The 14684-nt window shown below is 64.5% G+C and carries 15 protein-coding genes and 1 tRNA gene; 8 read left to right on the forward strand and 8 right to left on the reverse strand.

The window, feature by feature from the left end; translation table 11 throughout:
• Positions 1-59 precede the first annotated feature (59 nt).
• The 3 genes from ACFXKN_RS12575 to ACFXKN_RS12585 all read right to left on the reverse strand — a co-directional run bounded on the left by ACFXKN_RS12575 (position 60) and on the right by ACFXKN_RS12585 (position 2834).
• Positions 60-1694, reverse strand: coding sequence for a long-chain fatty acid--CoA ligase (locus tag ACFXKN_RS12575; RefSeq protein ID WP_378953606.1), 1635 nt, complete (start codon positions 1692-1694; stop codon positions 60-62).
• 111 nt (positions 1695-1805) lie between these two features.
• Positions 1806-2186 (reverse strand): ArsR/SmtB family transcription factor, encoded by a 381-nt coding sequence (locus tag ACFXKN_RS12580; RefSeq protein WP_378953604.1) that lies wholly within the window; start codon positions 2184-2186, stop codon positions 1806-1808.
• 48 nt (positions 2187-2234) lie between these two features.
• Entirely contained in the window at positions 2235-2834 is a 600-nt protein-coding gene (locus ACFXKN_RS12585; protein ID WP_378953601.1) for a TetR/AcrR family transcriptional regulator, read from the reverse strand.
• Between the two features lie 72 nt (positions 2835-2906).
• On the opposite strand from ACFXKN_RS12585, the gene ACFXKN_RS12590 reads away from it, so the two are divergent.
• From ACFXKN_RS12590 to ACFXKN_RS12605, 4 genes are all read left to right on the forward strand, one after another.
• Entirely contained in the window at positions 2907-4049 is a 1143-nt protein-coding gene (locus ACFXKN_RS12590) for an acyl-CoA dehydrogenase family protein (protein WP_378953599.1), read from the forward strand.
• A gap of 94 nt (positions 4050-4143) precedes the next feature.
• Entirely contained in the window at positions 4144-4908 is a 765-nt protein-coding gene (locus ACFXKN_RS12595; protein ID WP_378953597.1) for a DUF1542 domain-containing protein, read from the forward strand.
• Positions 4909-4981: 73 nt separating this feature from the next.
• Positions 4982-5054, forward strand: a tRNA-Arg gene (locus ACFXKN_RS12600).
• A 562-nt stretch (positions 5055-5616) separates the two neighbouring features.
• A complete protein-coding gene (locus ACFXKN_RS12605; RefSeq protein ID WP_378953595.1) occupies positions 5617-6057 on the forward strand; it encodes an NUDIX domain-containing protein in 441 nt (146 codons plus the stop codon).
• Positions 6058-6116: 59 nt separating this feature from the next.
• On the opposite strand, the gene ACFXKN_RS12610 is transcribed toward ACFXKN_RS12605, so the two are convergent.
• Genes ACFXKN_RS12610 through ACFXKN_RS12620 form a run of 3 tightly spaced genes read right to left on the reverse strand, consistent with a single transcriptional unit; the run spans position 6117 to position 8608 of the window.
• Positions 6117-6770: a hypothetical protein gene (locus ACFXKN_RS12610; protein WP_378953593.1), complete on the reverse strand. Its 654-nt coding sequence runs from the start codon at positions 6768-6770 to the stop codon at positions 6117-6119.
• Positions 6771-6779: 9 nt separating this feature from the next.
• On the reverse strand, positions 6780-7925 hold the full coding sequence (locus ACFXKN_RS12615; protein ID WP_378953591.1) for a radical SAM protein: 1146 nt from the start codon (positions 7923-7925) through the stop codon (positions 6780-6782).
• Positions 7922-8608, reverse strand: coding sequence for a hypothetical protein (locus tag ACFXKN_RS12620; RefSeq protein WP_378953589.1), 687 nt, complete (start codon positions 8606-8608; stop codon positions 7922-7924). The genes ACFXKN_RS12615 and ACFXKN_RS12620 overlap by 4 nt, the downstream gene beginning before the upstream one ends.
• A gap of 183 nt (positions 8609-8791) precedes the next feature.
• Here ACFXKN_RS12620 and ACFXKN_RS12625 point away from each other — a divergent pair, with 183 nt between their 5' ends.
• Together ACFXKN_RS12625 and ACFXKN_RS12630 are read left to right on the forward strand one after the other, a co-directional pair.
• The gene (locus ACFXKN_RS12625) at positions 8792-10273 is read left to right on the forward strand and encodes a helix-turn-helix domain-containing protein (RefSeq protein WP_378953587.1); all 1482 of its coding nucleotides are present in this window, start codon (positions 8792-8794) and stop codon (positions 10271-10273) included.
• A 38-nt stretch (positions 10274-10311) separates the two neighbouring features.
• Positions 10312-10806 carry a flavoprotein gene (locus tag ACFXKN_RS12630; RefSeq protein WP_378953585.1) on the forward strand — a complete coding sequence of 165 codons (495 nt, stop codon included), beginning with the start codon at positions 10312-10314 and terminating at the stop codon, positions 10804-10806.
• Between the two features lie 675 nt (positions 10807-11481).
• Here the strand turns inward: ACFXKN_RS12630 and ACFXKN_RS12635 are convergent.
• Positions 11482-11901, reverse strand: a complete 420-nt coding sequence (locus tag ACFXKN_RS12635) for a hypothetical protein (protein ID WP_378953583.1) — start codon at positions 11899-11901, stop codon at positions 11482-11484.
• A gap of 157 nt (positions 11902-12058) precedes the next feature.
• Between ACFXKN_RS12635 and ACFXKN_RS12640 the strand changes: the two genes are divergently transcribed.
• Complete coding sequence (locus tag ACFXKN_RS12640) at positions 12059-13219, forward strand: hypothetical protein (protein ID WP_378953581.1); 1161 nt, start codon at positions 12059-12061, stop codon at positions 13217-13219.
• The gene (locus ACFXKN_RS12645) at positions 13212-13718 is read left to right on the forward strand and encodes an endo-1,4-beta-xylanase (RefSeq protein WP_378953579.1); all 507 of its coding nucleotides are present in this window, start codon (positions 13212-13214) and stop codon (positions 13716-13718) included. Before ACFXKN_RS12640 ends, ACFXKN_RS12645 begins: the two co-directional genes overlap by 8 nt.
• Before the next feature lie 205 nt (positions 13719-13923).
• Here ACFXKN_RS12645 and ACFXKN_RS12650 read toward each other — a convergent pair whose 3' ends face one another.
• Complete coding sequence (locus tag ACFXKN_RS12650) at positions 13924-14379, reverse strand: hypothetical protein (RefSeq protein WP_378953577.1); 456 nt, start codon at positions 14377-14379, stop codon at positions 13924-13926.
• Positions 14380-14684 lie beyond the last annotated feature (305 nt).

Genomic DNA, 14684 nt, shown 5'->3' on the forward strand with positions numbered 1-14684 from the left:
CGGAGGGAGGGAAGAATCGGGGCCCGAAGGGCCGCGACTCGAGCGCGCCAGCGCTCCAACTACACCGTGATGACGTCGAGTTCGCCCTCGGCGTACTGGGCGCGCAGGCGCTTCTTGTCGAACTTGCCGACGCTGGTCTTCGGGACCTCGGCGATGAAGGTCCAGCGCTCGGGCAGCTGCCACTTGGCGAACTTGTCGGCCAGGAAGTCGCGCAGTTCGGCGGCCTCGGCGGCGGCGCCTTCGGCGAGCACGATGGCGACCAGCGGGCGCTCGTCCCACTTCTCGTCGGGCACACCGATGACCGCGGCCTCGGCGACGGCCGGGTGGCCCATCACCGAGTTCTCCAGGTCCACCGAGGAGATCCACTCGCCACCGGACTTGATGACGTCCTTGGAACGGTCGACCAGGGTGAGGTAGCCGTTGGGGCTGATCTTGCCGACATCGCCGGTACGCAGCCAGCCGTCGTCGAACTTGTCCGGGTCGATCTCCGCGCCGGTGGGCGAGTAGTAGGAGCCGGTGATCCACGCGCCGCGGACCTCGAGCTCACCGAGCGACTCGCCGTCGTTCGGGACGACCTTGCCGTCGTCGCCGACCAGCCGGGCCTCGACGTTGGCCGGGAAACGGCCCTGGGTGTAGCGGTACTCCCAGGCCTCGTCATCGCTGACACCGGCGGGCGCGTGCGCGACGCTGCCCAGCGGGGAGGTCTCGGTCATGCCCCACGCGTGCAGAATGCGCACGCCGTGCTTCTCCTCGAACGCGCGCATCATCGCGGGCGGCACGGCGGAACCACCGACGACAGCGGTGCGCAGGTGCGAGATGTCCTGCGGTGCGGCGGAAAGCGCGGCCAGCACGCCACCCCAGATGGTGGGCACCGCGGCGGCGAAGGTCGGCTTCTCGGCGGCCATCATCTCCAGCAGCGGGGCGGGCTGCAGGAAGCGGTCCGGCATCAGGATGTTGGCGCCCGACATCAGCGCCGCGTACGGCAGGCCCCACGCGTTGGCGTGGAACAGCGGCACGATCGCCAGCACGTAGTCCGAGCCCTGGAAACCCATGCCGTTGGGCGAGTTCACCTGCATGGCGTGCAGCCAGTTGGAGCGGTGCGAGTAGACGACGCCCTTGGGGTCGCCGGTGGTGCCGGAGGTGTAACACATCGCGGCGGCCGAACGCTCGTCGATGACCGGGAAGTCGAAGTCGGCGGACTGGGCGTCGAGCAGCTCGCGGTAGGAGTGCACGGTGACGCCCTCGGGCGCGGTGAGCGCGGCGGCATCGCCGTTGACGACGATCACGTGCTTGACGGTCTTCAGATTCGGCAGGTACTGCGCGAACAGCGGCAGCAGCGTGCCGTCGACGAGCACGACCTTGTCCTCGGCGTGGTTGGCGACGAAGACCAGCTGCTCAGGGAACAGGCGGATGTTGAGCGCGTGCAGCACCGAGCCCATCGCGGGCACCGCGATGTAGGCGACCATGTGCTCGTTGTTGTTCCACATGAAGGTGCCGACGCGGTCGCCCTCGTCGATGCCGAGCCCACGCAGCGCATTGGCCAGGCGGGCGGAATCCGCACCCAGCTCGCGGTAGGTCATGGTGCGAACACCGTCACCGGTCCATGTGGACACAGTCGAATCGCCCTGGAAAGTCGCGGCATAGTTGAGCAGTTTGGCCAGTGATAGCTGGTCGTCCTGCATGGTGCTCAGCATCGGTGCTCCTTCAAGTCCCTGCCGTGGCATGAGCCACGTCACAACGGATGCTACCGAAAGGTTTGAACCTCGCAATCGTTTCCTCCGACAACATTCCTGCAGGTCGGCTGGTCATCGGGAACCAGGTGGCTCCGCGTGCGGGGGCTGACCATCGGGGCCACTATGGTGCGACGGCACGCCGGGACCGGCATGTTCGGCGTTGTGTACCGCGTCGACGACCAGGCTGCGGACGTGATCGTTGTCGAGGCTGTAGTAGATCGTGGTTCCCTCGCGACGGGTGCGCACGAGCCTGGCCATGCGCAGTTTCGCCAGATGCTGGGACACCGAAGGGCCCGGCTTGCCGACCCGGCTCGCCAGTTCGTTCACCGAGAGTTCTTGATCGGCCAGCGCCCAGAGCACCTGGACCCTGGTCGGGTCGGCCAGCATTCGGAACACCTCGACCACCAACCCCACTTGATCCTCGGCCAGGGGCGAACGAGCATCTGCATTCATGCGCAGATAATAGATCGCCGACGGTGGGTGACGCCACGATGGATCCGCTCAGCGCAAAGCGATCTCGGCGAGCGCGGTCCAGTCGGCCAACACCTGTTTGCGACGAACGCGGTCACGGCCGACCATCTCGTCGAGAGTGGCACCACGGACCAGGTTGATGGTGAGCCAGAAGGCGCTCTCCAAGCGCTCACCGGTGATGGCGGGGTTGATCAGCCCGGCACAGCGGTCGAGCAGCTCCACGGTGAGTTCATGCTGCACCCGCAGCATTTCGCGGCGCAGTGCCGCATCGTTGGCGATTCCCACATACAGCTCCACCGCAGCACGACCGAGCTTGCCCGCGAAGGTAGCGGTAACCAACTCGACCAGCACAGCGCCCGCCGACCTGCCGTCCGGCACCGCTTTCACCTTGCGCAGCATGGCTTCTCGCTGACGATCGGTGAGATGGCCGATGGTTTGAGCGATAAGTTCACCGCGCGTGTGGAACTGATGCAGCTGCGCGCCACGCGTCACCCCGGCCCTGGCCGTGATGTCGGCGATGGAGGCACCCGCGTAGCCGACCTCGGCCAGACTCTCGATGGCGGCATCGAGCAGCAGCGTCCGGGTCCGCAGACTCTTCTCCTGATGCTTGTTCGGCGGAAGCGCAGGCATAACTACAGTATAGGGGTACAAAATTACATGTTGTATTGCACGTAATTCAGTGCTCAGCGTACTGTGACGAGCATGGCTGTTGACCGGATGCTGCCCACCGACGAGGCGCGCGACCTGATCGAACTGACCCGCGATATCGCCGACAAGGTGCTGGAGCCGAGGGTCGTCGAAAGCGAGAAGACCGGCGTCTTCCCCGACGGCGTGTTCCCCGCGCTCGGCGCGGCCGGGTTGCTCAGCCTGCCGTATCCGGAGGAATTCGGCGGCGGCGCGCAGCCCTACGAGGTGTACCTGCAGGTGCTCGAGGAGATCGCGAGCCGCTGGGCGGCAGTCGCCGTCGCGGTGAGCGTGCATGGCCTGTCGTGCCATCCGCTGTTCACCTATGGCACCGACGAGCAGAAGCAGCAGTGGCTGGAGGGCATGCTGTCGGGCGAAACCATCGGCGCCTACAGCCTTTCCGAGTCGCACGCCGGCTCCGACGCTGCCGCGCTGCGCTGCCGGGCCACCCCCGTCGACGGCGGCTACAACCTCAACGGCACCAAGGCCTGGATCACCAACGGCGGCCGCGCCGACTTCTACACCCTGTTCGCCCGCACCGGCGAGGGTTCGCGCGGCATCTCCTGCTTCCTGGTCCCCGCCGACACCGAGGGCCTGAGCTTCGGCAAGCCCGAGGAGAAGATGGGCCTGCGCGGCATCCCCACCACCACCGCCGCCTACGACGACGCGTTCCTGCCCACCGAGCGTCGCATCGGCGAAGAGGGACAGGGACTTTCGATCGCCTTCAGCGCGCTCGACGCGGGCCGGCTCGGCATCGCCGCCGTCGCCACCGGTGTCGCCCAGCGCGCACTCGACGAAGCGGTCGCCTACGCCAAGGAACGAGAAGCCTTCGGCCGCAAGATCATCGACCACCAGGGTCTCGGCTTCGTCCTCGCCGACATGGCCGCCGCCGTCGACACCGCCCGCGCCACCTACCTCGACGCCGCCCGCCGCCGCGACGCGGGCCTGCCGTACTCCCGCCAGGCCTCGGTCGCCAAACTGGTCGCCACCGACGCGGCCATGAAGGTGACCACCGACGCGGTCCAGGTCTTCGGCGGCTACGGCTACACCCAGGACTTCCCCGTCGAGCGCTACATGCGCGAAGCGAAGGTCATGCAGATCTTCGAGGGAACCAACCAGATCCAGCGCCTGGTAATCGCCCGCCACCTCGCCAGCAGCTAATTGACAACGCGCTGATCAACACGGGTCAGCACGTTTGGGCAACCGTTCAGTAAACTGGACAGCATCTCGAGACCTCGACGAAATGAGGCACGCGATGTTGTGGTGGTTGGTCGTGATCGTGGTTGTGTGCGTCGGCGCTCTGCTGTACCTGCGCGCCGAACAGAACAAGCGCAACGCGCGCGAACTCGAGGAGGCACAGGCCGACGCGAGGGCGACGATCGAGCAGCTCGGCGGGCAGGTCTACCAGCTGACTCCGCGCAACGAAGCCGCCCGGCAGTCGTTGGCCGACGCGTCCGAACGGTACAACGCCGCGGGCGGCCAGATCGACCGCGCCGGCTCCCCCGCCCAAGCCCGGCTGGCCAAGCAGTCCGCCACGGAGGGCCTCTATTACATTCGCGCCGCCCGCACCGCGATGGACATGGATCCCGGCCCGCCGATCCCGGCCATCGACGGCCAGGACATTGCCGGTCAGGTCGACGAGCAGCGCACCATCGCCCACAACGGCCGCTCGATTACCGCCTCCCCCGCCCCCTCCGCCGGGACACCGAATTTTTTCCCCGGCGGCCGCGTGGCAGGTCGCCCCGTCCCCGCCGGGTGGTACTCCGAGCCGTGGTGGAAGCCCGCGCTGATCGCCGGAGCCTGGGGCGCCGGCTCGGCACTGCTGTTCACGACGCTGTTCGCCGGAATGGGCGGGGTCGGCTACGACGCGCAAGCCTTCGAGGACGGCACCGGCGAAGCGGGCGCCGATCCCGGCTACGACCAGGGCGGTTTCGACCCCGGCGACACCGGCGGCAACGGGGGTTATGACACCGGCGGAGGTTTCGACAGCGGTGGCGGCGGCGATTTCGGCGGCTTCTGACCCCGCCCACCGGGCCTCTGCCACCGAACCCGACCCCACGCTATACTCAGCTCGGCCAGCCCAGCCTGGCCACGCCTTCGTAGCTCAGGGGATAGAGCAACCCTCTCCTAAAGGGTAGGTCGCAGGTTCGAATCCTGCCGAGGGCACGTAGAACATGGGCAACCGACGTAGCGGATTCCCGTGGCGTATCGGGTTGCCCAGTACTGCTGGCGCCGTGCGCTGGTAGCAGTACTGGCCCTGGTTCGCGGGTGTAGTGGGGTTCTTTGTTCCGGCGGCTGTGGCGGCGGCGGGGAGTGTTTCTTCGGTCAGCGTGGCAAGGCGCTGAGTTCGAGGTATATCGGAGCCCCGATGATCCGGTGCCGGTGTGGACGCAGTCCCAAGAGTCGGTGGTGTCCATCTCACTCCATGTGGTGGCGGCCAGAGTTCGTCGCGAAGTCCTGACGGTGATAGCCGACTCGCTGATATTCGGGGAGGCAGGCATCGCGACGGCCGCGCCTGGCCGCTGCACCGAAAGTGATGATCGCGCGGAAGCTTTCGGGTGTCTGGCTGGGGACAACGAGGAGCTGGCCTTCGCTGCGATGGAGAGTGGTTCGGTGCGACATGGGTCTCCGATTCCGATGCGGCGGACCAGGTAGTACATGGCCGCCGATGGCTTATGGTCGTGCTCGCGTTCATGTCGAGCGCATCGAGAGAGAGGTAGAAATGGCTGTGGCCAGGACTGAAAGGCACACCCTCATCGGTGATGTGCACCTGCTGCTCACCGACGATCAGGGTCGGATTCTGTTCGGTCGACGAGCGGGTACCGGGTACGCCGATGGCGCGTTCCACCCGCCCTCGGGGCATCTCGAGGCCGAGGAGTCGGTGGTCGAGGCGCTGCGGCGTGAAGCCGCTGAGGAGATCGGTGTGCAGATCGCGCCCGAGGACGTCGAGTTCGCGCACATCATGCACAACAGCTCGTCCGGCGGTCGCGTCGCGTTCTTCTTCCAGGTCCGGCAGTGGGAGGGCGAGCCGACGAACATGGAACCCGACAAGTGCGATGCGCTGGAATGGTTCACGGCCGACGCGCTGCCAGCGGACATGATCCCCTACTGCCGGGAAGCACTGGGCCACATCGCTTCCGGCACGTCACTGTCACTGTTCGGCTGGTGACAGGTGACGGCGGGGACCGTGACCTCTCTCGCACCGGTCCCCACCGTCGCTAGACCTCGTCAGATGAGCTGCCACTCATCGAGCGAGGCGATCAGTTCCTCGAGGCGCTGCGGGGACATGCGTTTCTCCGCAGCGTCTTCGAGGGATTCCTTCGTGGCCCCGTATTGCCACCAAGACTCGCCGTTCTTGGCGTCCATGACCAGGAACCGGTCCTTGATGGCAGGGCCGCGCAGCACCAGCGACACGGTGCCGGGTTCGGCGACCACGGCGTGAACAGCGCTGTGGTGCAGCGCGTAGCTGGCCCCGACTCGTTCCTGGCGCACGTGCACCGCGCGCAGGCTCGAAACATCGATCTCGGTATCGAGTTCGACGTCGCCGTAGAGCCGGTGCCGGTATTCACCGCGCAGGATGTGGCTGGCGTAGGTCCAGCGGTGGTTGTGCGGGCGATCGTGGTATCCGGGGCCGAAGATGTGCAGGCGCAACCGGATCCCAGATTCGAGGTCGTCGTGCAGGACGATCTTGTCGAGAATGTCGTAGTGCTCGCACAGGGCGGCGAGATCGGGGTTGTCGGGCAGCGTGGTCAACTCGCGGCGCAGCAGGTACTTCTGGGCGGCGAGCATTTCGAAGGACTTGCGGGTTGCCGACTCGACAGCCTCCACGTTGTTCCAGTCGAGCGAGCGCAGCGGTTCGATGACGGTTTCCATGGTGTGCATTGGGGTCTCCTATTCGGGTTTCGCGCTGGATTTCCACAGTCGGCAGACCGGCACGATGTCCGGGTAGGCCGAGCACGACGAAGCACCCATGACCAGTTCCTCGGCCGGGCAGCCACCCATGCACGCCGATTCCTTGCAGCCGCCGCAGGCGCTGCCGACGAGAGGTTTGGTGAACAGATCGAACTCGTTGACCTCGCTGTCGCGGTTGAGCAGCACCTGGCCGTCGCGCATCTTGGCGTAGTAGGTGTCGGTATCGAACAGGTAGCTGCACACGTAGCAGCGGCCGTCGGGGAAGATCGAGATCCGGTCGAGGGTGCGGCCGATACAGCCCTGGTAGCCCTCCCCGGCGTAGCGGTCGATCTGGTCGCGACGGACGTAGGTGGGCTGGAACCACACCCGCGACTTGTATTCCGGCGCAACCAGTTCGAGCCTGGCGCAGAAGTTCACCCATTCCAGGGGATTCATCGCCATGTCGGCGTTGCCGTGGCCGGTGCCGATAGTGGAGAACACGTGGAACTTGACCAGGCTCGCGCCAATGTCGTCGGCGATATCGAGCAGGCGCAGGACATCACCCTCGTTCGCCTTGTTGACCGTGCAGATGATGCGAGTGTCGAACCCGCGCTCGCACAGTTCGCCGCTGGTCTGCATCGCCTGGTCGAAGGTGCCCTCACCCCGGACCGTGTCGTGGGTGGCCGCGCTGCCGCCGTCCATGCTGACCTGGACGTAGGCGAAGTCCTCGGGGGTGAGCTGGGCGAACTTCTTGCGGGCGATGGCCTGGGCGTTGGTGGTGGTGATGACGTGGCCGTAGCCGATGGTCCTGGCCGCCCGGACGGCGTCGATGTACCAGGGGTGCAGGGTCGGCTCACCGCCAAGGATGGTGAGCTTGTCGCCGCCGAGCTGCCGCCAGGTGGTGAGGGTGTCGACGATCTGCTGCGGGGTCATTTTCAACGCCCGCTCGAGCCGTTCGCCCATGTAGCAGTGCTCACACCGCAACTGGCACGCCTCGGTGATGTAGAGGTAGACATTGCGGAACCGGCCATAGGAGACCTTGTCGACACGATGTGGTTCGCGCTGCCCGGCGTTGCGCGGCATCCGGGCGTGGCCGTAGGTGTCGGGCCGGAAGGTCGGCAATCCCAGAGGGGTTGTGCTGGTCATGCGGTAGTGCTCCTCACGATGAGCAGGGGCTCGACGATTCGTGCGAGGGTCGCGGCGTCGTCGGCCGCGTCGACGGAGTTGGTGGGGATGCCCGCACGGTCGAACGCGGTACGCACGTCCTCGACCGTGTCGTCGTGGCGTCGGGTGCGGGCGGCGAACAGCGACGGAGCGTCGCCTCGCCGCGGGTGCAGCAGTGAGCCACAGTTCCCGCAGGTCCATCCGCCGAACGTCGATGCGGAGGCGGGCAGGCGCGGATCGGCGGCCGGATCGCGCTCACATCGGTGGCAGACTCGACGTGCTCGCGCCCTCTTGCGTCTGGCCGGCGCGTCGAGCACGAGCTCGACCGGCTCGACGGCACAGCCAGGTGCGAGCTCCCGCGCTATGTCGAGCAGCGCCTCGACCTGCTGGCCCGTGCCGGGATAGTTGTCCAGGAGCACCGTGTGGATCCGGGAATCGGTGGCCACGGTGCTCAGATACTGGCGCACCGCCGGATTAACGACGTCATCGTCGATCCAGCCGAGGTCTCGCGGGCCGTGGCTGGCGGTCTGTCTGACCACCTCGGGCGGCACGTGTTCGCGCAATCTGAACACGTGCCGGTCGAGATTCTTGCCCAGCGCCAGCGTGAGCGTTGTCTTTCCGGATGCCGGTGGCCCGAGGATCGGCACCAACAGTGATAGCGCCATGTCGCCCCTTCCGCAGGATTGATATCGGACACACCGACGATCGCCGCGTCGATAGCGAATTGGCTATACACACAACGAGTCTCGGGAATTCCGGTGTATGCAGAAGGCGCATATGGGCTGGGTAGAGCTGGTGGTACCGTCGGAAAAACCGTTGGGGACGGCCATGATCGCGGAACGGGGCGGATGATGCGGACGACCAACTACGCGCGCGAATGCCCGATGTGCGGGACTCGGTTGTCCCGATTCAACACCGGCACGGCATGCAGTAGTTGCGCGCGAGAAGAACCCGCTGTCGGCGCACCGGTGATGCCCGCCGAATTCTGGGCCAGCGATCACATGCGCGACGCCCTGGCCTCCTGGCACATGGGCCGGGTGATCTTCGCCTTCCGCACCCACCCCATGCACAAGTCCCCGATCACCCAACTCGACGTCGCGAACTGGCTCGACATGTCCCAGGCGACCCTGAGCCGGATCGAGTCCCGCGAAGCTCCCGAAAAGATGTCCAAGCTGGTCCAATGGGCAACAGCTCTGCACATCCCCGAGGAACTGCTGTGGTTCCGGCTCCCCCGGCAGAACGCGGCAACAGAGGTCGACCGTCGACAGCTGCTCGTCCTCGCGGCAGCGGCCGTCGCCTCGGCAACCACCGAAGACATCCTCCCCAGCAGCAGCCCCGCCACCGACGACTTCGACGCCTCGGTGCCCGCCATCGAAACAGCATTCTGGGCAGCAGGCAACATCGGAAACGATCAGCCGGTCCGCGAGATCGGCGAACTCGTCGCGCTCGCCCGACGCATCACCAAACTCCAAATGGCCTGCGAATACGCGAAACTCGGCCCCTTGCTGGCACCGGCGATCACCGATCTGTACCGCCAAGCCCACAGCGGAAAGCCCCGAGACCGCCGCGCCGCGTGGGATGCGTTGACCCAGGTCGCTTCCGAGACCTCGGTGGCACTGCGCGCACGCGGCTATTTCGCCGTCGCCTGGTCAGCCGCGCAAGCAGCCGAATCCGCTGCCAAACGGATCGACAGCAGACAAGGCATCGCCTCGGGTGCCTACGTGCGCAGCCAGGTACTCCTCGCCCGACCCGAGTCCCTCAAGGCTGCCCTGGACTGCGCCGTGCACACCGCCGCCCAGGTCGGACCCGACGCGGACACTGCCCCCGAGATACAAACGGTCGGAATGCTCCACCTCCAAGCCTCTTTGGTCACCGCCACCATGGGCGGCAGCCCCCACGATCACCTCGCCCAGGCCGCCGAGTACGCGGCTCAACTCGACCGCTCGACCATCGGCGATCCCACCACGATCGTCGGCAACGTCTCCTTCGGCTCGGCCAACGTGGCGTTGTGGAACATGACCGTGGCCATGGAAGAAGGATCCCCGGAACGAGTGCTCGATCTCGCCCACCGCCTCGACCCTCGATCGTTGCCGACCGTCGGCCGCGCCGCACAGTACTTCGTAGAAGTCGGTCGTGCCGCCGCAGCCCGCGACGACCACACCATGTCCCTGGACGCGCTGTTACGGGCGGAGCGCATCGCGCCTCAACAGGTTCGAAACATGGACACGGTGCAGGAACTGGTGGGCCACATGATGATCAAGGCCGGACGCGACCTAGTCACCGGTGACCTCGGCAAACTCGCTTCCCGGGTGGGTGCCGTGGCGCTGTAGGCGAAGACGCATCACCCATCGCCTGCCATGATGGAGGCATGGGTGAGCGCACTAGAGTTCTGTACGCGATCGTGACGGGAGCCGGTGGTGCCGGGGACGTCGGGGAACTGGTGTCTCTCGCGCAGGCAGACGGTTGGGACGTGTGTGTTCTGGCCTCCCCCAACGGCGCTCGATTCATCGACGCCGAAGCACTCGCGGCACAGACCGGGTATCCCGTTCGGTCGGAGTTCAAAGTCCCCGGCACCAAAGACCTACTCCCGCCACCCGACGCGGTCATCGCCGCGCCGCTGACGACAAGTTCCATGGCGAAATGGGCGGCAGGGATCGGCGACACGTTGCCATTGGCGCTGCTGGTCGAAACGGTCGGAGCTGGGCTACCAGTCGTAGCGGTTCCGCACGGACGAGCAGCTCAATTCCAGTTCCCGCCAGTCGCCGCCGCACTGTCCAACCTCACCGACTGGGGGGTGCGTTTCATCCGGGTCAACGAAGGCGAACCGGTGCCGTGGGCGTCAGCTCTGAAAGGCCTCGACTGACTAGGTCCAACATCGGAAGGCCGGAGCGCCCGTAGCCTGGCCATATACTCACGTAGGGCGCGCATCTGCGCGTACACCACGGACTTACCCGCCCGCTCGCCGCCCCACTACCGCGAGACCTCCTGGGGTATCACATCAGCGGCGTTGCGATAGTTGATGTCGAGATCCGGCCCGAACAGCACAGGTGCGGTAAGCCGCCGCGCGATAGCAGCAAACGCGCGAGCCTCGGCTGTCGTAAGATCCCGTCCCAGGACTCGCTTGTCGCGATAGCTCAGCCACCTGCGCAGCACCTGGAAGCCGCCGATCTAGTCCCATACTGCCCAGCCACCCCACGCCAACGCACCTGCTCGTTGAGGTAGATGTCGAGCACCTCGCCGCCCAGGATGCCCCGCCCTTTGTCATTCAGCCCGACGCTTTTTGTGGCTGAACGTTCGCGAAACATCGTACTTCCCAGCACCGGCAACAGGGCCTCCTCACGCCCACCACATCGACCGTACCTGAGCCCGGGTTTCGCTGGTGGCATGTATGGAGCTACCACGCAACGCCGCGAACGCCTCCCGACGCTGGCACGCGGTATCGGCCGGGCTCAACCACTCGCCAACTCCACCACCCTCATAGCACCCCACACAACAGAGTTCACGACGGCAGCTCACCTCGCGCGATGAGCTGCCGTCGCTATTCGTCTTGCCGACCGAAGGTCTCGTCCACGAAAAGTTCTAGGGGCAAGTCCGACTTTGCCATGACCTGCACTTCACGGCCTTCGAGACCACGACGGCGCATGTTCATCTGAAACGTGTGCGTCATCTCCTGCAAGATTGCGAGAGGTTCGACGTCGTGAACCTTAAACTCTGTCACTTGAACCGGAGCTCCGGCTTCAAGGTTCTCCCACACGTCACGGGGAGCTGCATACACCATCAGGTTAAAGCCGCTCTCGCCTCCACTGATGCTGAATCCGACCACCTGCCACCCTACGTTGTCGAGCTCGACTCTCTGCGCGAGCCCTTCCCACGGCCCTGTTTTCCGCTCATCGAGCTGCGCCGTTCCTTTCCAGTCGGGATATGTGACGCTCGCCTCTCCCCAGACCTCTTCGCCCATGCCCTCACCTTCCCGCCGTGTGCTTGTGCACCGACGATATGGGGAGGCTGCGACAACCCCGGTGAAGCACGCCCACGTGTCTCGAAGGTCCTCAAGTTTCACATGTTCCTGGTCAAGTTCCCCACGGCCGCAGGAGGGCTCGACTACCGTATGTTGAGTGCCCCATGACGATCACGACACCGAGGTCATCGCTGCGATGCGCCTGGCGGGCCATCGCTTCAACACCAAGGGCATGCCAGCAGACTCACTCGTCGAAGTTGCGGCGCTTGAGGACATCCTGCGTTCGCTCGTCCGTCAGTTCTGGCAGGAACGCAATCCATCACGACAGCGAGTTCCCAAGGGCTACGACGCCGAGATCACGCTGCGGCTTACGTACATCGATCAGGGATCGGCAGTGCCAGTCCTCGAACATGATCCAGACCTTGGCATCGGCGACCTTTTCCGTGGTGACGAGGTCAGGCAGGATTACGCCCGAGCACGAGATCTGCTCCAGCAGTTCATCGAGCATGCACAAACCGGACAAGGCCAGATCCCGCCGGAGATTCGCAAAATCCCATCCTCGAAAATGAAGAAGTTCGGTCAATCGCTTCGGCGTGACGAATCAATTCAGATCGCATCCATGAACCTTACAGACTGGGGTCCGATAACCCCTTACACACCGGCGACACGAACCAGCGCACTGTCCAATCTGCTTGGCGAGTACACCGAACGGGTCACCGTTGACGGCACTGTTACAGCGATTACTCCTATCACCGGAAAGCTGACTGTCAGGGACCGGGAAAGAAAGACATCTGTACAGGTGCCATACCTACAAGCAGGCGTCCATGTCAGCATCGAATCGGCCGAACAGATCTTTGAGTGCCATGTCGAAGGAATCGGAGAGTTCACTGCCGATGGACGCCTCACCAAGCTCGACAATATTAGCACGCTGGATATTATCGACGTAACCGAAGATGCACGCGTCATTCGCCAATTGGTAGGCAGCCTTGCAGCCCTGGAGACAGGGTGGATAGATGGCGAACTCGGCGAACCGATATCACCCGAAGTCATTGACCGGAGTCACGCGGTAATCGATGCCATGATCGCGCTGGGGAACATTACGCGCACCGTTTTTCCGACAGAGGAGGGGGGTGTCCGTTTTTACTGGCCCGATGCCGAAAATCAACTGTCCATCGAAGTAGAGCCGCACGTCGCGCTGTATATTCACACGACTGACCCGTCCGCCGGAACGTTTGCAGATGAGTCCGTCCCTCCCGACGAGACCAACCTGATTGACCGTCTAGATTCATGGCTCGCGGAGGAACATAACAGTGACTGAATTTGAAGAACCTCACCGTGAACGTATCGGCGATGGCAACGAACAGCTCCTGCGTCCGATCATCTCCCGATGGGTAGTAAATGGCGTGGTGGCCCCGGACGCATTTCTACTGAGCACCGCCGACAAAAAGGACTCCAACCACCTGTCGATAGCTCGGGGCTCGGCTACCACACCAGAGGTGGCATACAAGGCGCGGGCCGAAAGTATCCAGAAGCGATGTGCAGCTGAAAACAGGGAGTACACCCCGCCGATTGGGGTTCTCTCATTGTCGGTTACCGAAGTCGAATCCGTCGAAGTAGAGTCAGCCGAAGGCTCGACCCGGCAGCCACTGACTGTGTGGGATGACTCCATGAACGAGGGCATACCTGAAGATCACGGCCATATCGACTACAACGAAGTCCCACCCAGCGACAAGGGAGCCCACATATTCGCAGCAAAAACCCTCGCGCTGCGAGCACAGGCGAACGGTTGGAAGTATGGACCCTTCTCGAACACGTAGGTTTCCCACAGCGACACCGATGGGAACCTACGTTCGATTATCCATTGATCGACCACCCACTCCCAGAGCGGCCTTCCCTGTGTGCCTGACCAACGTGCCTGTCATTTGATAAGGACATCGGTCATCGAGTACGAGCGGCATACGGCAGATACATGCGCACGACTCCGCCCGCCGAGACTCGGCTGTGGAAAGTAGAGCGGTCGGCCTACTTCTCTTCGCATCGACGGTCAAACAGTCGCCAGCCGTGCCGCAGGCACGACATCGACAACGAGTACCACGCTGCAAGTTCAGCCGCGTGGCCCCCAGTGACGCCCACCGCCAGGCCCGAATTCTTGTCTGTCGCAGAGAATTTAGCGCGGGTCGCGATACCCCATGAGTTGACGTGAGCGTCGGACGATAGCACGTTCCACGCCAACCGCAGCCCAGCCTGACGCTTACGGTGCTCGGGAAAGACCTCCGGTGCGACATCCCGGAACACGTCAGTAAGATTGAGACTGATCAGTGCTGGCTGGACAGCCGTCAACGCGCCCTGACGAGCCTTGATCCACTCGATCTGCTTCGCTATCTGCTGCTTCTCGGTGCGCGAATATCCCAAATGCGCCGCCAGGTCCAGAGTCTTTTGGTGGTACTTGCGCAGCTGTTCGTATGACTCTGCAATCACCGAGTGCCCCCGCTGACGCCTGGTCGTTCGATCCCCTGGAGCCAGAACCCACACCGCTTGGGCCGCACCGACAAGCGCACCCCGCACAGCTGTGTGCTGAGCCGAGGTGTACAGATTCTCCTGTTGCAGCCCGTCCCAGACCAGACGCAAGTGCTCCCCAGCAGAGATCAAGCAGATGCGAACGGACTCACTGATCAGGTAGTAGGCGAAGGGCCTTGACCCCGGAAACTGGACACGGGGGTTTGTGATTACGCGGCTTGAGCCATGTTATCGGGCGCGTGAGCGGATTCGTAGTCGGCAGGGCT

The organism is Nocardia sp. NPDC059195 (assembly GCF_042754695.1).
Classification (GTDB): domain Bacteria; phylum Actinomycetota; class Actinomycetes; order Mycobacteriales; family Mycobacteriaceae; genus Nocardia.